17 protein-coding genes, 1 tRNA gene and 1 pseudogene are annotated in these 24,229 nt (G+C 34.8%); 10 read left to right on the top strand and 9 right to left on the bottom strand.

The window, feature by feature from the left end; translation table 11 throughout:
• Nucleotides 1–1,134: 1,134 nt before the first annotated feature.
• Nucleotides 1,135–1,455, top strand: a pseudogene (locus ABID39_RS02350) (DUF4815 domain-containing protein); the annotation flags it as partial.
• Nucleotides 1,456–1,607: 152 nt separating this feature from the next.
• Here ABID39_RS02350 and ABID39_RS02345 read toward each other — a convergent pair.
• Both ABID39_RS02345 and ettA read right to left on the bottom strand, forming a co-directional pair.
• The gene (locus ABID39_RS02345) at nucleotides 1,608–2,546 is read right to left on the bottom strand and encodes an ArsR/SmtB family transcription factor (protein ID WP_354185666.1); all 939 of its coding nucleotides are present in this window, start codon (nucleotides 2,544–2,546) and stop codon (nucleotides 1,608–1,610) included.
• A gap of 435 nt (nucleotides 2,547–2,981) precedes the next feature.
• A complete protein-coding gene (ettA, locus tag ABID39_RS02340) occupies nucleotides 2,982–4,631 on the bottom strand; it encodes an energy-dependent translational throttle protein EttA (RefSeq protein ID WP_354185664.1) in 1,650 nt (549 codons plus the stop codon).
• A 154-nt stretch (nucleotides 4,632–4,785) separates the two neighbouring features.
• On the opposite strand from ettA, the gene ABID39_RS02335 reads away from it, so the two are divergent.
• On the top strand, nucleotides 4,786–5,322 hold the full coding sequence (locus tag ABID39_RS02335) for a hypothetical protein (protein WP_354185662.1): 537 nt from the start codon (nucleotides 4,786–4,788) through the stop codon (nucleotides 5,320–5,322).
• A 33-nt stretch (nucleotides 5,323–5,355) separates the two neighbouring features.
• Entirely contained in the window at nucleotides 5,356–5,964 is a 609-nt protein-coding gene (pncA, locus tag ABID39_RS02330) for a bifunctional nicotinamidase/pyrazinamidase (protein ID WP_354185660.1), read from the top strand.
• Between the two features lie 47 nt (nucleotides 5,965–6,011).
• Here pncA and ABID39_RS02325 read toward each other — a convergent pair whose 3' ends face one another.
• Nucleotides 6,012–7,064, bottom strand: coding sequence for a DUF475 domain-containing protein (locus tag ABID39_RS02325; RefSeq protein WP_354185658.1), 1,053 nt, complete (start codon nucleotides 7,062–7,064; stop codon nucleotides 6,012–6,014).
• 342 nt (nucleotides 7,065–7,406) lie between these two features.
• On the opposite strand from ABID39_RS02325, the gene ABID39_RS02320 reads away from it, so the two are divergent.
• Complete coding sequence (locus ABID39_RS02320; protein ID WP_354185656.1) at nucleotides 7,407–7,946, top strand: helix-turn-helix domain-containing protein; 540 nt, start codon at nucleotides 7,407–7,409, stop codon at nucleotides 7,944–7,946.
• 391 nt (nucleotides 7,947–8,337) lie between these two features.
• Complete coding sequence (locus tag ABID39_RS02315) at nucleotides 8,338–8,511, top strand: YegP family protein (protein WP_354185654.1); 174 nt, start codon at nucleotides 8,338–8,340, stop codon at nucleotides 8,509–8,511.
• A gap of 638 nt (nucleotides 8,512–9,149) precedes the next feature.
• Here ABID39_RS02315 and ABID39_RS02310 read toward each other — a convergent pair.
• Nucleotides 9,150–9,464 carry a hypothetical protein gene (locus ABID39_RS02310; protein ID WP_354185652.1) on the bottom strand — a complete coding sequence of 105 codons (315 nt, stop codon included), beginning with the start codon at nucleotides 9,462–9,464 and terminating at the stop codon, nucleotides 9,150–9,152.
• A 923-nt stretch (nucleotides 9,465–10,387) separates the two neighbouring features.
• On the opposite strand from ABID39_RS02310, the gene ABID39_RS02305 reads away from it, so the two are divergent.
• Complete coding sequence (locus ABID39_RS02305) at nucleotides 10,388–10,702, top strand: helix-turn-helix domain-containing protein (RefSeq protein WP_354185650.1); 315 nt, start codon at nucleotides 10,388–10,390, stop codon at nucleotides 10,700–10,702.
• Here ABID39_RS02305 and ABID39_RS02300 read toward each other — a convergent pair.
• Nucleotides 10,626–10,808 (bottom strand): hypothetical protein, encoded by a 183-nt coding sequence (locus tag ABID39_RS02300; protein WP_354185648.1) that lies wholly within the window; start codon nucleotides 10,806–10,808, stop codon nucleotides 10,626–10,628. The genes ABID39_RS02305 and ABID39_RS02300 overlap by 77 nt on opposite strands.
• Nucleotides 10,809–12,363: 1,555 nt before the next feature.
• Nucleotides 12,364–12,440: transfer RNA gene (locus ABID39_RS02295), tRNA-Ile, on the bottom strand.
• A gap of 156 nt (nucleotides 12,441–12,596) precedes the next feature.
• Between ABID39_RS02295 and ABID39_RS02290 the strand changes: the two genes are divergently transcribed.
• A complete protein-coding gene (locus tag ABID39_RS02290) occupies nucleotides 12,597–13,334 on the top strand; it encodes an SIMPL domain-containing protein (protein ID WP_354185646.1) in 738 nt (245 codons plus the stop codon).
• A 40-nt stretch (nucleotides 13,335–13,374) separates the two neighbouring features.
• On the opposite strand, the gene ABID39_RS02285 is transcribed toward ABID39_RS02290, so the two are convergent.
• The 3 genes from ABID39_RS02285 to dnaG all read right to left on the bottom strand — a co-directional run bounded on the left by ABID39_RS02285 (nucleotide 13,375) and on the right by dnaG (nucleotide 18,777).
• On the bottom strand, nucleotides 13,375–13,836 hold the full coding sequence (locus tag ABID39_RS02285) for a YcgN family cysteine cluster protein (RefSeq protein ID WP_354185644.1): 462 nt from the start codon (nucleotides 13,834–13,836) through the stop codon (nucleotides 13,375–13,377).
• 651 nt (nucleotides 13,837–14,487) lie between these two features.
• Nucleotides 14,488–16,500, bottom strand: coding sequence for an RNA polymerase sigma factor RpoD (rpoD, locus tag ABID39_RS02280; protein WP_354185642.1), 2,013 nt, complete (start codon nucleotides 16,498–16,500; stop codon nucleotides 14,488–14,490).
• A gap of 354 nt (nucleotides 16,501–16,854) precedes the next feature.
• Nucleotides 16,855–18,777, bottom strand: a complete 1,923-nt coding sequence (gene dnaG, locus ABID39_RS02275) for a DNA primase (RefSeq protein ID WP_354185640.1) — start codon at nucleotides 18,775–18,777, stop codon at nucleotides 16,855–16,857.
• A gap of 132 nt (nucleotides 18,778–18,909) precedes the next feature.
• On the opposite strand from dnaG, the gene ABID39_RS02270 reads away from it, so the two are divergent.
• The 3 genes from ABID39_RS02270 to ABID39_RS02260 all read left to right on the top strand — a co-directional run bounded on the left by ABID39_RS02270 (nucleotide 18,910) and on the right by ABID39_RS02260 (nucleotide 22,812).
• Nucleotides 18,910–20,127: a mechanosensitive ion channel family protein gene (locus tag ABID39_RS02270; protein ID WP_354185638.1), complete on the top strand. Its 1,218-nt coding sequence runs from the start codon at nucleotides 18,910–18,912 to the stop codon at nucleotides 20,125–20,127.
• 69 nt (nucleotides 20,128–20,196) lie between these two features.
• Nucleotides 20,197–21,870, top strand: a complete 1,674-nt coding sequence (locus tag ABID39_RS02265; RefSeq protein WP_354185636.1) for a Na/Pi cotransporter family protein — start codon at nucleotides 20,197–20,199, stop codon at nucleotides 21,868–21,870.
• Between the two features lie 690 nt (nucleotides 21,871–22,560).
• On the top strand, nucleotides 22,561–22,812 hold the full coding sequence (locus ABID39_RS02260; RefSeq protein WP_354185634.1) for a GlsB/YeaQ/YmgE family stress response membrane protein: 252 nt from the start codon (nucleotides 22,561–22,563) through the stop codon (nucleotides 22,810–22,812).
• Nucleotides 22,813–24,229 lie beyond the last annotated feature (1,417 nt).

Raw genomic sequence — 24,229 nt, 5'->3', positions numbered from 1 at the left:
GAGGTTCCCTGATCGTCCTCTCGCACCAGCCACTAAGATAACCAGTGCAATATTATTGCTATGGAGTAAAAAATTTTAAACAACAAGAAATTCTTATTGCATCCTAAGCAAAGAACATAAAAAAAATTATAAATCATTTAAAAATGGAAAAATTTAGGCAAAAAATATTCAAATTGATCCAATTTGAAGCAATTTTATTTAAAACATCTATAAGAATCTATAATGATTGTAATTTCATAACAATCTTCTAGAAAATTCCAATGATCGTACAAATTTCAAAACAAAAACAATTCATAAGATTTTTTTTATAGAAGGGAAAAACACATAAAAACGATATTCATTCTTTCCAAAAGCTATTACAATGAAAATCAAAACACGGATCTTTTTAGCTCCTTAAAATCATGCAAATTAAAATTCTAAACATATTTATTGCTAATGATTCACTATCGTCATTTAAGGTAGCTACAGATTATTTGATAATCAGAAACAAACTCTCACATATTATCGTAATAGATAATCGTTAGTACGGATATTTTTTTCAAGCTCTACTAACTTCCCTGCAGAATGATAAAATCATAATTTCTGTACTCAAGAAATGCTGTATTCTCTCTTAAAAAAATTATAGAATACTTTCTCTTGAATTGTCCGTTAACCTCCCCTTTTACAAAGAACAACACCCGATTACACGGCTATTTATATACTTTCTTTAACGAAAAGCCTTCTTTTTCTTTCAATCCCTCCTCCCTATTCTGTCTATAAATATAGTGCAAAATTCATTGAGAATCTTATCTTTATACTTCGTAAAAAGCGAACCAAGAACATTATTTATTTTCCTTCTTCCAACTGTTGCGGAAACTTTCACGCTTCAACAATTCACTAAGAAGCTCTTTACCCATTGCTTAAACAATTTTTTCCCACATTAATCCTATCATACCACATAAAAACACCTGAATGAGAAAATTTGAAATGAGAAAATATTCCTATATTCAGAATTTTCATTCAGGTTACAAAAGATATATTATCCTTATAAATCAATATATTAATAAATTAACAAAGATTCTATCAAGCCACATTAATAACGATACGAATGACTTCGCCTCTATAAAAATATCTTTAGAGTTATAACCGTTTGCAATTGATAGATCAGTTGGCAAAGAGGAACAACAAAGCGTTGTATTCTATGGGACGCGTCCTTTTATTCAAAGTAGTGAACTGAATGAGATGCAAACCATTATTCGAGGACGTCATGACCGTTTGGGACGCCTTGTTGCTAAAGAAGGTGACCGCGTTGAACGTGCTGATGCTTTTGTTCATAAAGAGCATCAAAGCGTTGTTTTAACTGATGGTAAGATTTATATTGCAGGGGATATCTTCCCAGTTTCAAAAGCTGTTCTCAAGAATGTTTCCATGGTTGGGCGTATTGAAATTGGTGTGAAGCTTCAAAAAAAGTGGATACCCCTCTTTCTCCCACTTCAAACTACCAAAATTCTTATACACGAAAACAAAATGTGAGTATAAAAACAATGATTACTCAAAGATTTACTCAATTATCATCCTTGCATTTTTAATTGAGAAAAGGCAGAGAAGAAAATAATTCACAAGTATGATTATGCAAATTCCACTTTTTTGTTCTTTATATCATCTATCAATAAACGCGGATCACGAGCAAGCCAAAATGTCATCATAAGCTGTTCATCGTTTTCACTTTGCGTAGGAGCAATACAAATCGTTTTTTCTAAAATAAGCCCTACGTTTTTAAGCCATTGTTCTATTTGTAAGTCTGAAAATTTAGGATACACATCAACATTGGAGGAATGTAAAGATTTATCCTTATACTGAACAAAATCCACAATCAATAAACGTCCATGAGGACGCAAAACATGTGTAACCTCATGAAGAGCCATCTCAGGATTTTCAAGAAAATGCAAAGCCCCATGAAGAATAACCAAGTCAAAAGTTTCATCTCCAACAGATAAATGTAAAATACTGCTATTAAGAACGACTTCTATTGCACGCGTATAAAGCCTTGAGAACAGTTTTAAGACAGATCCTACCCCTATGCCAATTCCTAGCATTGTCTCAAATGGCTTATCGCCAACGATTTCAAGTAAAGTATTTTCTATAATATGATCTGCAATATATGGTAATCGCAATTTATCCCACTGCGCAGTTTTTTGTAAGAAAATTTTCTTGTCTCTTTTCTTATGCTGTTCTCTAACCTTCATTAAACATGACAAATCATATGCTAGCATCAAATCACTTTCTGATAAAGTTGAAAGAACAACCATCACAATGTTTTTTTCCACCCAACCATGACAAAGCCTAAAATAAACCCTTCCCCCCTTTTTATAATGCTCAATCAATCGTGCCTTGCACAATAAACGTATATGCCGTATAATATACGATTGCGACTGACCAAGAACAAAAATGATATCTGAGACCGTTAAATCTTCATGATATAATAATGTTAAAATACGTAAATGATTTTCTTCTGCTATTGTCTTCAATAGCCTAACCATTTTATTCAAACCTACTCTTTTTTTCATCAAGACTCCTCACTGCTCAAATAAGCATTTATCCTTATGGATAGAGAATCAAGTAGAAGACTTATAGTTGCATTACTTCTGTTCATGCTATTTTTAAGAGTATAAATTAAGAGGAAATTACTAAAGAACGAATGGCATTTTTCTCTCTTCTACCCTTCTATTATGATAAAAAGAGTATCTATAAAATTCATATCAATTTCTTTTCTGCCAATAAATTGCATGTCAAAACATACGCCCCCCTCTTGTCATTTGATGCGTAATAGATGTCATATACATTACCAGCATACATAAAGTATAATAACACACCATGAAAAGGGAATAATCAGAATTCTATATTTTATTTATTCTAAGAGTGATGAAAACCATCATATGATAGACTATCTAACAACAGCAATCACTTTCACCACTCTCTCAATCAAGATCAAATAAGAAACTCTACCGTGTTAGCGGCTTATAATTGACTCGTCTCAGATTAAGAGAATCGGGACCAAGACGACGAACTTTATCAGCCTCATATTCAGCAAAATTACCTTCAAACCATTCTACATGACCATCACCTTCAAAGGCCAAAATATGCGTCGCCAATCGATCAAGAAACATACGATCGTGCGATATGATCACTGCACAACCAGCAAAACTTTCTAATGCATCTTCCAATGCACCTAATGTTTCAGTATCAAGATCATTTGTTGGTTCATCAAGAAGCAAAACATTGCCTCCTTCTTTTAAAAGTTTAGCCAAATGTACGCGATTGCGTTGTCCTCCTGATAAATTTGCTACTTTTTGCTGCTGATCTGCCCCCTTAAAATTAAACGCACCGCAATAAGCGCGACTATTCATCTCATATTTCCCTAATTTAATAATGTCATTTCCCCCAGAAATTTCCTCCCAAACAGTTTTATCTCCAGCCAATGAATCGCGACTCTGATCAACATAACTCATCTGAACTGTTTCGCCGACACGTATTTGACCTGAATCTGGTTTTTCCTGCCCTGTTAACATTTTAAACAAGGTAGACTTTCCCATCCCATTAGCACCTATGACTCCTACAATACCACCAGCAGGAAGCTTAAAAGAAAGATCATCAATCAATACACGCTCACCATATGCTTTAGAGAGATGATCAACTTCAATGACAACTTGCCCCAATCTTTCGCCAATAGGAATAATGATTTGTGCCTCTCCAGGACGGCGTTCACGTGCAGCCTGAACCAGCTCATCATAGGCTTTAATTCGAGCTTTTGATTTTGCTTGCCGCCCTTTTGGACTAGAAGCTATCCATTCCTGCTCACGTGATAATGCGCGCTGACGAGCAGCCTCTTCACGACCTTCCTGAGCCAAACGTTTAGCCTTAGCGCCCAAATAAGCAGAATAATTCCCCTCATAAGGAATACCTTTACCACGGTCTAATTCTAAAATCCAACCCGTTACATTATCGAGAAAATAACGATCATGCGTAATCAAAAGCACCGCACCTAGATATTCACGCAGGTGCCTCTCAAGCCAAGCTGTCGTTTCAGCATCTAAATGGTTCGTCGGTTCATCCAAAAGCAGTAAATCAGGTTTTGACAAAAGCAATTTGCAAAGAGCAACCCGTCGCTTCTCACCACCTGAAAGTTTTGTTACACTCTCATTGCCTGGAGGACAACCAAGAGCAGCCATAGCCATTTCCACTTGATTTTCTAAATCCCAAAGGTTCTGACTGTCGATAATATCTTGAAGCCTTGCACTTTCATCAGCCGTTTCCTCGCTATAATTCATCATCAATTCATTATAACGCTCTATAATTTCTTGCTTGTCTGCAATACCTTCCATTACATTTCCACGCACATCTTTGCTTGTATCAAGGACAGGTTCTTGCGGCAGATAACCACAACGTGCTCCTTCAGAAAGCCATGCTTCTCCACTGTATTCCTTATCCAATCCAGCCATAATACGCAAAATTGTTGATTTACCTGCACCATTCGGTCCCAAAATACCAATTTTTGCATCTGGATAAAAAGACAAATGAATATTTTCTAAAATTTTTTTATTGCCATAAGCCTTGTTAAGCCCAGCCATGTGATAGATAAATTGACGTGCCATGAATTTCTCTTTATATTATACGGTATTAAAATTAGGACTTTGCAAAAATTACTTCTCTTAAGCAACATGATAAGAGACGTTTGCATTGTAGTAAAGGTTCTTGCTTTATATTGATATATTTTCTCTCATCTCACAAGCCTAACTACGGTTCTAAATGCAAAAAAATACCCCTTCAAAAAATAAAAGGAAAATCTTTTTAGCTGTACCTGAAACATGCTATCAGACGTTACCTTTTTTTTCCGTACCAGATATAACATTGTGTTTTTATCGTATTAAACCAAATTACCAATGTAATATAGCATCATCTCAAAAACCTATTATCTATGCTCCCTCTTTTTTTGCCTTATGGGCTTTACATTACGCCGTAAAAAATCCCTCTCTTTTTTCATCAATTTTGTGTCACGGAAAACAATGGACTTCACCCCTTACATTGATGTGGCTCAAATTACGTCTACAAAACGACCGTCGCCGTATGGGATCTGATGTCCCAAGCTTAATGATCATAAAAGCTTTACACCAACACGTAGCAAGGAGTGACTATAGCGCACTCCCCATTGAGAAATGGTTGCAATTCATAAAAAGTTATAAAATGAATTGTAAAAGCCTATCCACACCTCTTTTTTGGCTTGATAATTGTAAAAACAATAGCAATATCCGTGAATTTATCTCAAAAATTCAAGCTGAAACATAAGCGCTTAAAAAGTACCATATCAGGAATATTTTCATGGAAAAAAAAGCCTTAATCGTCATTGATGTTCAAAATGACTTTTTACCAGGTGGAGCACTTGCAGTACCACAAAGTGACATCATTTTACCCACCATTAATAATCTCATAGATCATTTTGATCATATCATTTTAACACAAGACTGGCACCCCAAAAATCATTGCAGCTTTGCTTCTTTCTATCCCCAAAAAACACCTTATGATACTGTTGATCTTGATTATGGTCCTCAAATACTCTGGCCTGATCATTGCATACAAGGAACAAAAGGAGCTGAATTTCATGCATCTCTCAAAGTTGAGAAGGCACAACTTATCCTTCGAAAAGGCTATAATCAAAAAATTGATAGCTATTCCGCCTTTTTTGAAAACGACCAAAAAACATCAACAGGCTTACAAGCCTATCTCAAAGAGCACAGTTTTACAAAGCTGGCTATGTGTGGCTTAGCAACCGATTACTGTGTGGGATTTTCTGCGCTTCACGCCATAAAATGTGGCTTTAAAGTTAGTGTTTCATTAAACGCTTGTGCCGGTATTGATCTGAATGGATCCCTTAACGCAATGCTTAAAACAATGAATGAATCTGGTGTAGAGCTTTTAATGGCTTCTTAAGATATCTTCTTCCATCCTGCCTTGCAGCACATAAAAATTTCTCAAATTTACTCAGATGCAGCATATTTATTCAAGTGATGGCGTTTAAAACGAAGAGAAGAATAAAATGCCATTCCAATAATACAAACACCCACTAAACCTGTTAAAACTTCAGGAACCGATATAAGAGTTTGTAGATACATAATAACCGCGAGTACTAAAATCGCGTAAAAAGCACCATGCTCCAAATAACGATAATGTAATAATATTCCTGATTCGACTAACATAATCGTCATAGAGCGAACATAAAAGGCACCGATACCAAGACCAATTGCAATAATAAAAAGATTATGTGAAAAAGCAAAAGCACCAACAACCCCATCAAAAGAAAAACTAGCATCGAGAATTTCTAGATAAAGAAATGCACCTGCTCCCCCTTTAGCAACTGTAGTCAAAGTCGTTTTGGGAGTGTCCAAAAGAGAGCTAATAGCTTCGACTCCTATAAATGTCAAAAGTCCATAAAGAGCAGCAAATAAAAAGGTCATTTTATCTTCTGTCACAATCTGCCCTGAAAAGAGCAAGATTAAAATCAAAACGATTGCAATATCAATGCCAACGAGAGATCCAAACTTTTGAGCAGGTCTCTCTATAAAAATAAGCCAATGCACTTCTTTTTCAGGATCAAAAAAATATTTCAAGCCAACCATCATGAGGAAAGTTCCTCCAAAAGCAGCAATTCCTACATGAGCATCCGTTAAGATTGCAGCATATTGATGTGGCTCCCATATCGCTAATTTTACTGCTGCAATTGGATTAATCCCAACAGCAACAACAACCACCAGTAACGGAAAAACAATCCGCATTCCAAACACAGCCACCAAAATACCCCACACTAAAAAACGGCGGCGCCATAACATATCCATCTTTTTAAGAACACGAGCATTGATAATAGAATTATCAAATGATAAAGAAATTTCTAAAATTCCTAAAACACAACAAATGAAAAAATATTTTAAAAAACCAATAAGACTTCCCGTTTCAAGCCAACCAATAGCGCCTCCCATAAAAACGCCAAAAATTGTGAAAAAAAAAGCCCACTTAAAATAGGCTAATAAGGCCATGATCATTCCTCAAAATTTAATTCTCTTCATTTATTGTGGCACAAATTGAAAGATTGCATATAGTCATGAAAGTGAAATAGAATCTACATAAAAAATCCATATGGAATTTCCTTTGCAAAAAACAAGAAAAGAATCAGTAGCTCTTTCGCTCTATTAAAAATGGATACCAGATTTAAATAATATACAACACAACACATAAAAAGTTGCCTTCTATCCGCTAAAATGAAAAAAATAAAGAGAAATAAAACTATAAATATTGACATTATGCCATGATGTATTAATACATACTGTGCCTTTATTGGTGAAAAGCTATACCATGATGATTACTGAGGGAGATAACTCGTGGCACGTCCTGAAACTGAATCAAAAACTATATTTGGAAAACGTTTACGTTATGTACGCCTCGCTTTAGGGGATCCATCGCGCGAGACACTGGCTAAAAGTTTTAGCATGACAAAAAATTCCATCGCTTTTTATGAACGTGGAGAAAGAGAACCCAATCTTAGTGTCCTACAAACATACCGAACACTATACGGTGTCAATATTAATTGGCTTTTAACCGGACAAGGAAAAATGTTTGATGATGAATATACTAAAGGTGACTTTGACTGGAACTATTTTATAAAAAAAATCGAGGGACTTGAAGAAACGCTTTCTAAGAGTGGTTCTAGTGAAGAGCTCAATCAAGAAAAAATTGATAATTCTCATGAAAAATTGCAGAAGTATTTAGCAAAACAAGGCTCATCTAATAGCCTTACCCCCAAAACTGCAACCTCTCTGATTGATATGAAAGCAAAAATGGCTAATTCCTATACCCTCAGCTTGTTTATTGATTTGCTCATTCGAAGTATATCGCAAAAAGAGATTATAGCTAATCAATAAGCATCTTTAATTTAAGGAATAACAGAACGCATATAAACTTTATCAGCACGGGAAAAAGCATTTTTTGTTTTCCATGCTGAGAAAGTTTAATGTTTTGTATAAGGTTTATTTTATAGTACAATAATTGAATATACTTACCTAAAAGTAGTAAAAAATAAATTTTTTTATTATAAATACAGTATAACTATATTATAAAATTACTATTTAGACCTTATTGACAATAAATATTTTATTGTTACAAAATGTAATTTTTATAGAGAATATTGTTTAATAATAAAAAATGGAAAGGAGTATATTGATTAATTATTGTAGAGACATACCTTAAACTTCATAGTCAGATTGGTTGAATATTTATCCTGAAAATTATCGGATATTTTATGAGGTAGGAAACATGTATTTTGAGGTATTTCGAGGAGTTCATAATCAATGGTACTGGCGTTTAATGTCAGGAGACGAACAAAAAATCGCTTTTTCTAGTAAAGGTTATCCAACAAAACAAGATATTCTGGTAAATATCGAACAGATAAAAGAAATTACACATAAAGCTCTTATTAGAGAGCTATGATCCTAACGTTCTTTACCATTTAAACAAAAATTTTTGTTTTGTATATTTGAAATCTTACGCATCACTTTTACGATGCGCAATAAAGTGACGGAATTTCCTTCAAGAAAAAAGATATTTTGGGAAAAGGATGCTTTTTTACGTAATTTCTAACACACATAAATAACAGAGATAAAGCTTTCTGCATATGCTGTATCTGTCTCCAAAACAATAATGAGACTGCCATTGATGCAATCAACAACCCTCTCAAATCTTGTGCCTTTTTATAAAAGTGATAAACGTGACAGAAAACACGTAAATTATACTTATCTCAACAAATACCTAATATCTTCTGTATGTATTTTTCTTGTTACTTTCTGTATCCAATCATTATAATCGATTTATCTGCTTTATTTTCTAAAAAACAGTCTTTATTTCTGCTGCTATGCGTCTTTTTATACCCATTTTTTGAGAATATTATTAATACACCTCATTCTCCAAACAAATCGATCTCCTCAAAAATTGTTTTTAGTAATATGTCCATCACCACAAAAAGTTGCGTTTTCATAAAGTAAGTTTATCTCTATACAACCTTTTAAGTCATCTTTCTTCATATTTCCAAGGCTGTGAATATACAGATATGATGCCAAAAATAGATACAATCACCTTTTTTCACTATCTTCAAATTTAATCTTTTCCTGATGTTGATTTATGACTTCCTCGTACTGCTTAATTTGTTTTTTTAGTTTTTCTATCGTTTGATCACGTCTTTTAATCACCATATTTTGCTCTCTAATCGCCTGCTCTCGTTCTTCAGTCATCTTCATAGAATCCCTTAAGAACTCATGCTTAATCTTTCTCGCTTCTTCTTTAAAAACTTTAACCTGAGCACGATAATAAGAAATAAGCCGAAACACGACCCCACTGAAAAACAAAATAACAATCACCACTCCCAATAAAATTTCGTTTACACTCATTTTTATCTCCTTTAGTTGTCATTGAAACGATCATCTCAACAAAATGATTTTGTTTGGCCTTCGGTCAAAAAAGAATACAAAAAACCACACGCGCCAAGTGTAAATAAATACCCTCGGCATCGTTATTTTCTCCATAAAAACACGCTAATAAATGACACAAAGCAAGCATCCTGAAAGCTACCAGATACGTAACTTCACGCCAATTTTACACTCTATTTACTTACATAAAATACAAGAATAGAACTGATTTCAAATAACGCTAATAGCGTAATAAGCCCAATCAATACCAAGCATCATTATAAACTACGGCATCATCAAAAATGCATCCATCTTCAATAAAACACTACCGTCTGTATTCCATTCCATCCAATCATTGCCTTCGTAACTCAAACTACCTTCATACTTTCTACAAACACCAAAATCATTTTTTGATGTTTTCGAAATCTTTTAACGCACCTACCTACATACACCCAAAAGTAACCTCATCTATGAAAACAGAAGGGAAATCAGTGTTTTTTGCTCATGAATTTATTATTTATTCAGAGCTGTAATCCTCTTCCCTAAAGCTACAAAACTCCATTATTCTTACACACCGCTTCATGTAAGAAGTTTTTCTTACAAATGCCACTGTTGGGGTATATCTTGATTTATAGCGTAGCTGCGTATACTATCAGTATACACTTCATGAAAACACGAATGTGTATTCCGCCTGTGGTTATACGCATATACCCTGTCACAATCGTGGACTAAACAACCATTTTATTGATTCTAAAAAGCGTATGGGGACATTTTGTTATTAAAAACAACTCTATATCCTTCATAAGCGAAGAGCTACACATGGATATTTTGACGCTCCCTATATCATGTATTTTAGATTCGCAGCGTAATAATAACGCTATAGCGTAAATGTGTAAAGGTCAAAAATGACAAAGACTGAAAAAGATTGGTTTCAACGCTTAATTGAATTGATAAAAAGCGATGGACGAACCATGATCGAGATAAGCAAAGCTGCAGGCTGTGGACAAAACTATGTACAACAAATGATAAATGGAGGAAAGAGACCATCTGTAGATAAACTCATGGCTATTCTTAACACACTTGGAAATGCCAGCGCTGTATATGTAATAACTGGTTTTAACATCTCTGATGAAGATTTAAAGCTCATCGCTTTGATTTCGTCTGGAGATAAAAAGAAGATTGAGGCTTTAAATGTTCTGTTGACTGAAAAGCGTTCGTAGCATCTTCCACTCTTTCCAATATCTCTTTCTTTTGAGCTGTCGTTAAAACTTCCCATTTCACGATTATATCAGATAAAGTTGTTTCAGATTTTTTGTCATTTTTCATAATTATACTCCCTAGAATCAAACTAGCTAACGCTAAGGCGTTTATATATACATCCCATACCTTAGAAAAAATTATTTGCAAGAAACAGTATGGAAGTAGTTATGTATAACTGTTTTTTATAAAATCTGTTTTTTATAAAATCAGATGGAATCCCGTTGGCTATGTACCATGATGAAACAGAAAACATCGCATGGTCCAGACCTCTTTATGAAAAATTGACAATAATGCTTATAACAACACTTAGCTCTTACGGTGCGAATCAATAACTGATCAACATGAAGATATATGTGGATATGTTTCTGAATTCTATATGAGAGAATCTGAACAAATCTATTTTGAAATAAAAAATACATCACAATTTTATTCTACACAGAACTATTTATGTTTTTATAACAATATCGCAAAGAAAAATATAACGATTCGATATATACAGTTCTTATGAACAACAGCGCCGTCATGACTCTCTGGAACACACCTCTCAAAGGGAAAAACCTCCCTTGAAGAACACCGCTGAAATACTGAGATCGAAATCTATCATGAATAAAACGGCAGTACTTAAAAAGAAACCACTGGTCAAGCCCCAATGCTATATGCATATAAGTTGCACAAACCTTTACAAAAAAGATCTTTTTGTATGAAATAAAATCACATTTCCACATATAAACTTAGAAAAATGAATTCTGCTTTCACACAAACACTTTCGAAAAACGATAAAAGCAATAACCAATAGATTTGTATAAAAAGAAAACGAACAGAAAAAAGAGTACATTTTTATCAGAGCACTTTAAATAACCTTATCAAGATAAAACCAAAAGATCTTACGGATTACTCTTCAATAATAATTCAAACTGCAAATACAACAGAACTCATGAATACAATATAATAAAAATATAAAATATATTTTCATAAAAATTTTTACCTCTGTAGAGAATATTTTTTAACAAAACAGTAAAGATATTACTGTGGGTATCAAACAACACAAAATAACCCCTACAGCTACACAAAGCTCTTTGAAAAATTTAAACGAAAAATTGATCAAGAGATTTTATAAGATACCTCAAAACTACAACTATAAAAAGTTTCTCTACAAAAGAAATGCCGACTTAAACAAAAGAAGATATCGTTGATATGTTATATCATTGATCTTGTGCGACTCATAAGCCTGTATATTTTGCATGATTTTGTATATGCACTCGCATCGTAATGACAGAATTGAAATAACTAAAAGATATTACAGATAATACCATACATTTTAAAACAGAAATGAACGCCTCAAAAAACTTCCCTGCTTCATGAGGAATGTAATGCAACAGAATTTAAATCAGCGCATTAGACTAAGAAAAATCGCTATAATATCAAGCTTACGCAGATGCTATGATATCGTAAATGAAGGAAATTTTTGCCGTCCTAAAAACATCATAACACCCTTCTACAGTAAAAAGGACTGACAGAAAACGACGTACAACAGACATAATAAGAAAATGACAAACAAACGCAGAATATAAAAAATACAAAATGTATAAGACTTAGAAAATTTTCTATACAGTTCATTTAATGGTGGGCCCGGAGGGACTCGAACCCCCAACCAAGCGGTTATGAGCCGCTGGCTCTAACCAATTGAGCTACAGGCCCCACAGATCGCTTTTCTCTAAACTAAAACGCCCTATGATACAAGAGGTTACTTAAATTATAATCATCTTTTTATCGGTTTTTTTTCTAGTACCCTAATTTCTTTACAAGGACTTCTAAAAATGAGAATATTAAATACACGAATACAAAGGAATAGATATGATTAAAATAATTTCCCAACCATTGAATCATTACGGAATTAAAACAGCTATGGTAGTGCTCACACTGCTTTCCACATTGCTTGCCGTACATGCCGAAGAAAGCAAAATGAAAAATGCAACGATTACAGTAACTGCAACTGGAGAAAGCCAAGCAGCACCGGATATGGCAATTATCAATCTGGCCGTTGTTACATATGATAAAACTGCCCAAAAAGCATTAGCAGCCAATAATAAATCTATGAATGACATTGTAAATGCTTTTAAGAAAAATGGTATCCAAGCAAATGATTTACAAACATCAGGCTTATCCATTTATCAATCTAACTCAGATAAAAATCATGAACAAAAAGAAAGCGAAAGACTCTATCATGTTTCAAATTCTTTAACAGTGCGTATTCGCGACCTCGCCAATGCTGGAAAAATATTTGATCAAGCCATGGCTCTCGGTGTTAACTCAGTTAATGGTATTACCTTTACCAATGCAAACACAAAACCATTTTATCAAGATGCACGGAAAAAAGCCATTTCTGAAGCTATCGCAAAAGCAGAAACTATAGCAGAAGCAGCTCATTTAAAATTAGGAAGAATTATTAAAATCAATGAAAATGATGATCATTATCATCATATGCCACGTCTCATGAGCAAAGCAGCAAATGCAGACTATACCGATACAAATTTTTCAGGAGGTGAATTAGGCTATAATGTCAATGTAACCGTAGTATTTGCTATAGATTAAATCATATAACATCATCCAATTATTGCCTGAGGTAACCATATCACTGACCTTCATAGAGAAGACCAGTGATATGGTAGAGATAAGCTTCTTCAGACGATAATTCATCTTCATAAATTTCTATCTTTTCACGCGCAGAAAATTCTGTTTGATGTACCGTTTGACAATCTCCAGACACCAGTGGATGCCACCATTGAAGATCTTTTCCCTCATTAACGAGCCTATAAGAACAACTTTCAGGAAGCCAACGAGCGGTTTTAACCGTCGCAACATCTAACGCTATACAATTTGGAACAATTGATTTACGATGAATATAGTTACGACATTGACAGGTTTCTTTATCTAAAAGACGACAAGCAACATTGGTTGCATAGACATCACCAGTATCATCATCTTCTACTTTGTGTAAACAGCACAACCCACAACCATCACAAAGACTTTCCCACTCAGAAATAGAAATTTCTTCTAGTTTTTTGACTTTCCAAAAGGGCAGTTTTTCACTCATAAATTTTGCCGTAGCCTTAATAAAAAATCTATAAAAGCAAAATAAAAAAAATTTAATCCTTACAATTTCACAGATTTTTATCTCCTCAAAGCATGAAATGCTTCAAAATAACCTTTTCCAAACCAGCTCAAAATATACTTTATAAAAAAACATCTCATCTGAAGAAAAATAATGCCTAAAAATATCTGTTACGAACAAATATAAGAAATAACTACAACAGATCGTTTTCAATATTTTACCATCTCAAACGACACCATAATCCGCATAGATTCTTTTAATCCTCATACACTGATATAAATTGCTTATATGAATGCTTCCATAATATAAAAGACACCTTACTCATTAATAAAGTCAATACATCTTAATAAAAGATAAGATATCATATTTCCGAGTATTCCTTACACACAGAATAACGCGCTCGGCCTCATTCCAATTCTTTAAGAAAAGATCATATAACTTTACGTTACCCATCCGTTATTTTTATAGCCAACATCACAGATACCAAGGACAAGAGAAATATTTGCCCCCGCAAATTTTCTATAGATTGTTTGCCACCTGCCCTATACATACCTCAAAAAAGCATATCTAAAATGATACGATATCATCCAGATTCGCTGCAAGAATACCTCTTCGAAGAAGCCACCAATCTTATTAAGAATCAAGAAAACTACGCAATTTTCGTGAACGGCTAGGATGCTTCAACTTGCGAAGCGCCTTTGCCTCAATCTGACGAATACGCTCTCTCGTAACAGAAAATTGTTGACCAACCTCTTCCAACGTATGATCAGTATTCATTCCTATACCAAAACGCATTCGCAAAACTCGTTCTTCACGTGGTGTTAATGATGCAAGTACACGCGTAGTTGTATCCCGTAAATTAGCCTGAATGGCTGCATCAATCGGCAATAATGCGTTTCTATCCTCAATAAAATCACCCAAATGAGAATCATCTTCATCACCAACGGGTGTTTCCAGTGAAATAGGTTCTTTTGCAATTTTAAGAACTTTCCGTACTTTTTCTAAAGGCATAGAAAGTTTACTAGACAATTCTTCCGGTGTAGGTTCACGTCCAATTTCATGGAGAATCTGACGCGATGTACGAACAATCTTATTAATTGTTTCAATCATATGAACAGGGATACGAATAGTACGTGCCTGATCAGCAATTGAGCGAGTAATAGCCTGACGAATCCACCATGTGGCATAAGTAGAAAATTTGTATCCGCGCCGATATTCAAACTTATCCACCGCCTTCATCAAACCGATATTGCCTTCTTGGATAAGATCAAGAAATTGTAATCCACGATTGGTATATTTTTTTGCAATTGAAATCACAAGACGCAAATTAGCTTCCACCATTTCTTTTTTAGCAATCGTTGATTCGCGCTCACCTTTCTGCACCTGTGTCACAATCCGACGGAACTCGCCAATTGAAATAGCCGTTTCTTGTGCAAGATTCTGTATTTCACTGCGCAAACTCTGAATTTCCTTAGCTTCTCGTTTTGAAAATTCTTTCCAGCCATTTCCTGACAAAGTTGAAATATAATTAATCCAATCTGCATCCAATTCACGACCTTGGTACTCTCTTAAAAAATCCTCATGACCAACACCGTAATTATTTGCAATCCGCTTCAGTTTACCCTCATTATGAATCAATCTCTTATTGATGTCATAAAGCTGCTCAACCAAGGATTCAATACGATTTTGGTTTAAAGAAAGAGATTTCACCGCTTGAACCAATTCGCTCTTTAATTGAATATACTTTTTCTTCTGCAAAGGCGACAGAGCCCCCTCTTTACGCTCTGCCAAACTGCTCTCAACGTGCTGATCTTGTAATTTTCGCAATTTTGTATAGGTCTGAGCAATGAAATCCAATGTCTCCATAACTTGAGGACAAAGCTCATTTTCCATTGCAGCAAGTGACAAATTCACTTCATCATCATCCTCATCATCATCCTCAATGCCTCCATCGCCCACTATACCGTCGATGTCGCGCATACCAGAAGATATTTTTTCCTCTGTTACCTTATTAACTTCACTGCGCTCAACAACAGGGGCCTGCTTAGCTTCTGGACCAGCATAAGTCATTTCAAGATCGATAATTTCACGAAGGAGAACACGCTGCTCTTTTAATTCTTCACGCCAGATAATAAGAGCCTGAAAAGTTAAGGGGCTCTCACAAAGTCCTCCAATCATTGTCTCACGCCCTGCTTCAATACGCTTAGCAATGGCAATTTCACCTTCCCGTGAAAGTAGCTCAACAGCTCCCATTTCACGCAAATACATACGTACCGGATCATCAGTACGATCCGTTACCTCACGCTTATTTGTTGTTGTCGCGATTGCATGGCTAGAAGCTTCTACTAAATCTCCCCCTTCTACTGTAACCTCTTCCTCGTAATTTTCAGGATCGGCTTCATTTTCATCGTCCACAACATTAATACCCATCTCGGAGAACATCGCTAAGATATCTTCAATTTGTTCGGACGTAACCTCGCTCGAAGGAAGGACTGCATTCAGTTCATCCATCGTCACGTAACCATTCTTTTTGGCAAGTTTAATCATTTTCTTGATGGCATCATCAGAAAAATCAAGAAGAGGACTATCCAAACTTGCTTGGCTTGTTACTTCCACATTATCTTTCTGTTTAACCTTTGTTGCCATACCATAACTCCACTTGATCACTCCACAGCTTCTACGTGACCAGTTTTTTCTTACTTACACGTCCAATAATTTCAATTTCCTATATATACTTTCTCTTAGATGAGATTTCTATTAGAAAAATACGTTCTGCATACGTCCTTCATTCACACAAAAACGCGGGAAAACTCTAGAAGTTTCCCCGACCACCTCTCAGCTTTTCTGAGATAATCTCTTCATCCTATAGTAAAAACCACTTTCCCGCTTTTCCCAAAATTCACTCGTCATTTTTTATAAAAACGCCGCTCAACTAAATTTTCTCATTTTAAGCTTTAGGTGACTGATTCGCATCAAAAAAGCGAATCATTTTATTGTATCTTACTTATTTCCCTCTATTTTTTCATCAAGCAAACTTCCAAACCCTTCGATTAACGCTTCTGTCGCCTGCATATGTTCCAACTCCTTTTTTACCTCACGAAGCAGACCAAAAACCTCACTATTAGGATTTTCTACGAGTTGCTCTTCAATATCCTGTAATCTCTTATGTAGGTGGTATTCTCGAAGATGCAAGTAGATAGCTTGTTTTAATATAGTACGTGCATCTTCAACGGATGCTCCAATAAATATGGTACGCACACCAACATGTTGCACAAGACTTTTCATCTGCTCTAATAAAGTTTTTTGCCCTTTTTCTTCTAAAAACGCAACCATTGTTTCTTTATCTTGGAGCTGCTGGCTTCCAAGAATTTCTAACATGGATTGATGAAAGCGCATTAATTGAGTGTTTTGTAGCTCCAACTCAGCCAAAACTTCAAAATTTTCATACCATAATTCAGGATAGTAAGCCAGAATCAGTAAAATAATAGCCTCACGCAGAGGAATCGATTGCGAAGAATGACGCACTATGTTGGTATTTGCCAACACGGAAAAAGATTGGTTTTTAAATATTCTATTTTTGGAGAATTGATCATATTGCTTTTCTCCTTTTTTTTTCGAAAAAGAGAGATGAAAAAAATCAAAGAGCCGTTTTTTGATATCCTGCAAATAATAGCGACGAACATCCTCATCCTTAACCATAAAAACTTGCTGTTTTATTTGTTTTTCTAGCGCCGCTCGTGCTTCTGGAGTTTCAAAACTCTTTCCATAAGTAGCACGCCACCACAGAAGCTCAATCAATGGAATTGATTTTTGCAAAAAGGAAGTAAAAAGCTGTGCACCACCATCAGAAATAATTTCATCTGGATCTTTACCTTGCGGCAGTAAAACAAAGCGTACAGAAACCCCCGCCTTTAAAAGAGGAAGAACGCGATCAGCAACACGAAAAGCAGCTTTTAAACCAGCATCATCTCCATCAAAACACAAAATAGGATCAGTCCCCATTTGCCATAAAAGCCCAATTTGCACTTCCGTTAATGCTGTTCCCAAAGGCGATACAACAGCTTCAAAACCAGATTTCGTCAACGCGATGACATCCATATAACCTTCAACAACAAGAAGTGAATGAACTTTTTCATCACCAACAAAACGACTATTTTTACGGGCTGCTGCTGCATTATAAAGCATATTTCCTTTATGAAACAGGACTGTTTCAGGGCTATTAAGATATTTTGCCCGTGTATTTTTCTCTAAAGCCCGACCTCCAAAAGCCACCACACGACCGCGTAAATCTTCAATGGGAAACATAATACGATTTCTAAAACGATCATAAGAAACCATATTCTCTTCACCTGATACGAGAAGTCCACAATCTTCCATTTGTTTTATTGAGATACCACGTGCACTCAACGCTTCTTTCAAAGCTGTACGCTTCATTGGAGCAAAACCAATCCGAAAACGCTCTGCAAGCTTTGGTGTTATACCACGTGTATCAAGATAACGACGTGCCTGTGCACCTTCTTCACTATGTAAACTATATTGGAAAAAATCCATAGCCATTTTCATGACGTCATAAAGATCAGCTTTTTCCCTTTGCTGTTTATGACTTTTGGAATCAAAAACAGGTAATTTTACCCCTGCAAAATCAGCCAAACGCTCTACACTTTCTGAAAAATGTAATCCATCAAGCTCACAAAGAAACGTGAAGATATCACCGCTCACACCGCATCCAAAACAATAATAACGACCTTTACGATCATCACAATGAAAGCTTGGAGTTTTCTCACCATGAAATGGGCAACAGCACCAAAAATCTCCTCGCGAAGGCTTGCTTTTTTTAGTATCAAAAACCACTCTTTGACCAATAACAGTTGAAATTGGTAATCTGGTGCGGAGCTCATCAAGGAAATCAGGCAGAAAACGCATTATCTCTCACAGAGTTGAAAATTCTTTTTTGCATATTTAACGACTTTAGAGCATAATTCCAAGACTTCCTTTTACACAGTTGAGAATGGAAAAGACTCAACCGCACATATTTCAGAAATGGAGAGTGAAAAAGTGACCAAATTTCTTGTTCAATATCCGTTGCTAGAATCTATTGCTTGGCTTATTATTCTTATCATTATTGCGATTTTAGTCAATTTTTTAGCAAAAAACCTACTCTTTCACGGAGCAAAAAAGCTTTCTTCTTTTCTCCCTAAAGCTACAACCGTTGATATTGAACATACCATTCAGTACATAGCCAATATTGTTGCAGCCTTTACTCTTTCAATTGGTATTGATTTTATCCCAACACTTCCTGATGCACTTGGCACTATTATAGGCAATGTTGCTAACACTTTCATTATTTTTGTTGTTGTTCTTGCAATTTCTTCTTTTCTTAATGTTGTTAATATCCTTTATGAACAAAGGCCAACAGCACGGTTAAAACCAATAAAAGGTTATATTCAAATCGCTAAAATTGCGCTTTTTACTGTCGCTATCATTCTGATGGTAGCCACATTAATGGACCGCTCACCTCTTATTCTTTTATCCGGTCTTGGTGCAATGGCAGCTGTCCTTATGTTGATTTTCCAAGATACGCTGCTTTCTCTTATTGCAGGCATTCAAATTTCATCCACCGATATGGTTCGTGTTGGCGATTGGATTCAAATTCCTAGTCTTGATGTAGATGGCGATGTCACTGAAATTGCTCTTCATACCGTTAAAGTTCAAAATTTTGATAAAACAATCACAACCGTGCCTATACGTAAGCTCGTAACAGATCCTTTCAAAAATTGGCGTGGAATGCAAGAAGCAGGCGGACGGCGCATTAAACGGTCCCTCTATATTGACCAATCAAGCATCCGTTTTCATACAGAAGAAGAACAAACATATCTTTCTCGGTTTAATTTATTAGAAAATTATTTCACAAACAAAATACCAGAAATCAATGAATGGAACACCCAATTAGATAAAAATCATGATGTATTAGCCAATACCCGCCGTTTAACCAATATTGGAACTTTCCGCGCTTACGTTATTGCTTATCTAGAAAAGCACCTCAATATCGCACAAAACATGACCCTAATGGCAAGACAATTACCTCCCACACCAAATGGTCTACCCTTAGAAATTTATTGCTTTACCAACACAATCATTTGGCGGGAATATGAACAAATTCAATCTGATATTTTTGATCACCTTTATTCCATTCTTCCCAGTTTTGGACTAAAGATTTTTCAAAATCCAAATGGCTATGATCTTCGTCATATATTAGAAGAAAAAGCAAAGTAAAATAATAAACCTCAATGCATCAATTTTTTAATCAACTATCTTTATAACAAAAAGGAAAGAAAAAGTATCATGAATGGTTCATTGGTACTCCTTCATCTTGCAGGCGCTATTTCTTTACTTCTCTGGGCAACACGCATGGTACGCACAGGAGTTGAACGTGCCTATGGCGACAGACTAAAATACAAAATGCGCCATGTCATTTCCAAACCATTATTTGCTGTCAGTTTTGGACTCTTTGCAGCAATGATTTTACAAAGCTCTACAGCAATAACACTCCTTGTTGGTTCTTTTGTTGAATCTGGTTTTGTCTCTGGATTGGCGGGGCTCATGGCTGTGCGTGGAGGAGAATTAGGATCAGCATTAGTTGTTAAAGTTCTTTCCTATGATCTTACGATCATTGTGCCCTTATGTCTTTTAATTGGCACTTGTATCTTCATGACAACTGAAAAACGTGATTGGCGTCAAGTAGGACGTATTGTTATTGGTATTGGTCTTTTGATTTTGTCCTTACAAATGATCAGTACCGCCACAGAACCTCTACGTGATAGCGCTATTTTACCGAATATTATTAATTATCTCTCAAATGATCCCGTTTCTACTTTTTTGTTGGCAGCCGCATTAACCTACCTTTTTCATTCCTCCATTGCAGGAATTATTTTGCTGGTCAATTTCGCCAACTATGATCTCATCCATGCTCAGCTATGTGTTATCATGGTCCTTGGAGTGAATTTTGGTTCTTCCCTTATAGCACCGCTTTTAACGCGCAATGCCCCACCTCATACCCGCCTTGTTCCATTAGGGAATTTACTCATGCGCGGAGCAGGTTCACTCCTTGTTCTTATCTTATTTTTGTTCTTTCAACCATCAATCACATGGCTAGGCGATAACACCTCATCTCAAGTGATCAACACCCATATTATTTTCAATGCTTTCATTCTCCTTGCTGGAATACCACTCTCAAAATGGGTTTTAAAACTGACCACTAAAATTGTCGATATAAATACAAAAAGAACGCAAACTGATAAAATACTTAATTTATCTAATCAAACAGCCCTTGATGATAGTGTTCTTGAACGCCCGACTCTAGCACTTTCTAATGTCATGCGTGAGGTCATTCACATTTGTGACCTTGTGGATATCATGCTAGAAAAAATTATGGGACTTTATGAAAAACCCGATCCAGACATCATCCATGAACTCAACCAACTGAACACTATATTGGACAAAAAACATACTGCAATCAAACTTTATCTCGCACAATTATCTGGGCAAAAATTATCTGATGAAGAAGCTCTTCAAACCCAAGAACTTCTAGAAGCTTGTATAAAACTGGATCAAGCAGGAGACATTATTATTCATAATATGCTTATGCTGGTTAAAAAGAAACAGCAAAAAAATTTACAATTTAGCAGCGAAGGATGGAATGACCTCCTCCGTTTCCACGCTATTGTTCTAGCCAATGCACATATTGCATTTAATGTTCTTGTCTCACGTGACACACATAGTGCGCATTTACTTGTGCAGAAAAAAGACCAGCTTCGCAATTTAGAAAAAGAGATGAGTTTAAAGCATTTTAAACGCCTTCGTGACGGCAATCTTAAAAATATAGAATCATCCAGCCTTCATCTTGACACGGTACGCGATCTGAAACAAATCAATTCCCTTTTAACCTCAATGATTTATCCCATTTTAGAAGCACAAGGACTTCTCCAAAGTTCTCGCTTGCGAAATCCTGAAGAATAATAAACAGCTAAATCTTAACTTTTGGCAAATTTATCCCCAATCTCCATATCATACTAATCATTGGATTTTAACACTTCAAATATCCTAATCAAATCAAATTTCTCTAGTAAAAAACACAACCTCAAGGAAAAAATTGTATCCTAAGGAATGCTAGTATTCATGAGATTGCAATGACTACAATCAATATTTTCATCTATTTTACCAATGCAACATGGTGCAAAAAATTAAAAGCACACATTTTAAAACACTATTTTCAACATTATTGATATCTTAAGGGTGGTATTCTTTTCAAATTTTTTGAATATCTATTTTTCTCATTTATTTTAATCAATTTTAATCAGGTCACTTTATTTTAATCAAGTCACTTTCGTTTCTTCAAAACGCGTTCTAAAAATTGGCAAGATGTATTTACAAACACGCTTTTTCATACTCTCAAAGTACTTTCATAGACACTTTTTTCTTTTTGCGTAAAATAATTGCTAACTTCAGAACTTTTTGTTATCATAGAATGAGATTATGTATATTTGTGCTTTTATGGAAAATACTATTCGCGTTATTTAAAAATCAGCAAAGTGAAAGTTATAACAAAATTTCCTCAAGTCGTATCTCCTCCACAAAAAGAAATAATCCTTGATTTTCATACAGCTTACTCTAGTTAGATACTAACAGCTTAGATTAAGGGAGAGCATAATGAAAGACGCAAATATCGGTTGGATTGCAGCTATTATTATTGGTGGCCTTGCAGGTTGGATTGCACAATATCTTATGAAAAGCCAGACAGGCGTGTTTTTAAACATTATCTTAGGAATTATTGGAGCCGCATTAGCAAGCTTTATTTTTAGCTTTTTTGGCGTGAGTTTTGCTGGTTGGCTTGGCTATCTTATTGCAGGTTTGATTGGAGCTTGCATTCTTATATGGATAGGACGAAAAATCCGATCATAGAACATTTATTCATTCTTTAATATCACCTTTTTGCTGAATGAAACTGTTACAATACTTCTACCAGCGCTTTGAAATTGCAGCCCGTGGTGGTAGGAAGGGGTGGTTTTAAGCTGCAATCTTTTTGCAGCACCATCTTCATATCATTAAACTAGAAAGCTGATAAAAGTCTGTTAGCAATGCATCACATGGATATACCACGTCAGGATGCACAGTATATTTGTACCCAAAAAGATCTTCTGTATTCAGTTGATGCAATGTCATCTCATCTTTCTATAATCACATTCAAATATCATTATGTTTTAATATCTGTTTTTTCACTCATACCAATACCCAAAACTCTAGTACAAGAGTACAAGATAGAATTATAACACATTGATTTATAACCATGAATTATTTTCATATTCAATAAATTAAAGAAAATTCCGCATAAGGCGAAATTTCCTCATCTCGAGCCTATTTATATTAAATCAACAAAACTATTCGCTTGTACATCACTAAATAGCATTGGCGTAGAAAAAAATCATTTAAGAATAATTTTTATAAACCATCTAAATGCAAGAGCTGTCACAACACTATAGACTGGTAAATATACTGATGTCGCCAACTTATACTTTCATAAACGTAAAAATAGTAGTACTCAACAGATTTTACGTTCTACCATTCACGAGCGTCGTCGTGAAATGGATTTGGAAGCCTAAAGACTTTTAAAAGCAAATATACAAACACAATGAATAACCACAATCAGGTCGTTTTCAGCTTACTGTAAATAGCAACACAACTTACCATCATAATAATACAACCAATGTATATGATTGTAAAAACCAATAACTTTATCGCGTAGCACATTACTCTTACCCACTTATTACTTTTACTAATTTACTAAGCAGATCATTTTACCAAAAATTTAAGATGACTCTTCAGCTTACATAAGGGGGGAAAATTTTCCTCGTATGCATAGAAAATAAAGAAAATTCTATAGAAATAATAATATAATATTTTTATTTTATTCATTTTTATCAATTTAATTTATAATTAATTAAGTATAAAATTCACTTTATAGATATTTTTAATAAAATTTTTTAAATTTAAACCATATATAACAAATAAGAAAAAAATTTACTTAAAATATTTTATAATATTTACTATTAAAAATATTTATAAAATAATTTTATCTTTATACGAATGGTCATTTTTATTATATATTAGAACTTGTACATAAAATTATTCAAATATGATCGCTCCAACTTTTGAAAATGCGCTAAATTCCTTTTCCACCGCGCATTGCATAAAAATATAATAATATCAATTATTTATTGGATAAAATTTTATATGAATCCACTTAGGAATCCACATTTTTATACGTAATTCATTTGACCATTTTTTATAGAAGATTGCCATGTATGAACAAACCATAAAA

Origin of the sequence: Bartonella japonica (assembly GCF_040545385.1) — a bacterium.
GTDB lineage: Bacteria > Pseudomonadota > Alphaproteobacteria > Rhizobiales > Rhizobiaceae > Bartonella > Bartonella japonica.
Note: the sequence above shows the minus strand (reverse complement) of the source record. Positions and strands in the feature narration are given on the sequence as shown.

Bases quoted from the DNA above. Each gene is read 5' to 3' on its own strand.
- ABID39_RS02345 (WP_354185666.1), bottom strand. From the start codon at position 2,546: ATGAAAAAAAGAGTAGGTTTGAATAAAATGGTTAGGCTATTGAAGACA.
- ettA (WP_354185664.1), bottom strand. From the start codon at position 4,631: ATGGCACGTCAATTTATCTATCACATGGCTGGGCTTAACAAGGCTTAT.
- ABID39_RS02335 (WP_354185662.1), top strand. From the start codon at position 4,786: ATGCAAAAAAATACCCCTTCAAAAAATAAAAGGAAAATCTTTTTAGCT.
- pncA (WP_354185660.1), top strand. From the start codon at position 5,356: ATGGAAAAAAAAGCCTTAATCGTCATTGATGTTCAAAATGACTTTTTA.
- ABID39_RS02325 (WP_354185658.1), bottom strand. From the start codon at position 7,064: ATGGCCTTATTAGCCTATTTTAAGTGGGCTTTTTTTTTCACAATTTTT.
- ABID39_RS02315 (WP_354185654.1), top strand. From the start codon at position 8,338: ATGTATTTTGAGGTATTTCGAGGAGTTCATAATCAATGGTACTGGCGT.
- ABID39_RS02310 (WP_354185652.1), bottom strand. From the start codon at position 9,464: ATGAGTGTAAACGAAATTTTATTGGGAGTGGTGATTGTTATTTTGTTT.
- ABID39_RS02305 (WP_354185650.1), top strand. From the start codon at position 10,388: ATGACAAAGACTGAAAAAGATTGGTTTCAACGCTTAATTGAATTGATA.
- ABID39_RS02300 (WP_354185648.1), bottom strand. From the start codon at position 10,808: ATGAAAAATGACAAAAAATCTGAAACAACTTTATCTGATATAATCGTG.
- ABID39_RS02290 (WP_354185646.1), top strand. From the start codon at position 12,597: ATGATTAAAATAATTTCCCAACCATTGAATCATTACGGAATTAAAACA.
- ABID39_RS02285 (WP_354185644.1), bottom strand. From the start codon at position 13,836: ATGAGTGAAAAACTGCCCTTTTGGAAAGTCAAAAAACTAGAAGAAATT.
- rpoD (WP_354185642.1), bottom strand. From the start codon at position 16,500: ATGGCAACAAAGGTTAAACAGAAAGATAATGTGGAAGTAACAAGCCAA.
- dnaG (WP_354185640.1), bottom strand. From the start codon at position 18,777: ATGCGTTTTCTGCCTGATTTCCTTGATGAGCTCCGCACCAGATTACCA.
- ABID39_RS02265 (WP_354185636.1), top strand. From the start codon at position 20,197: ATGAATGGTTCATTGGTACTCCTTCATCTTGCAGGCGCTATTTCTTTA.
- ABID39_RS02260 (WP_354185634.1), top strand. From the start codon at position 22,561: ATGAAAGACGCAAATATCGGTTGGATTGCAGCTATTATTATTGGTGGC.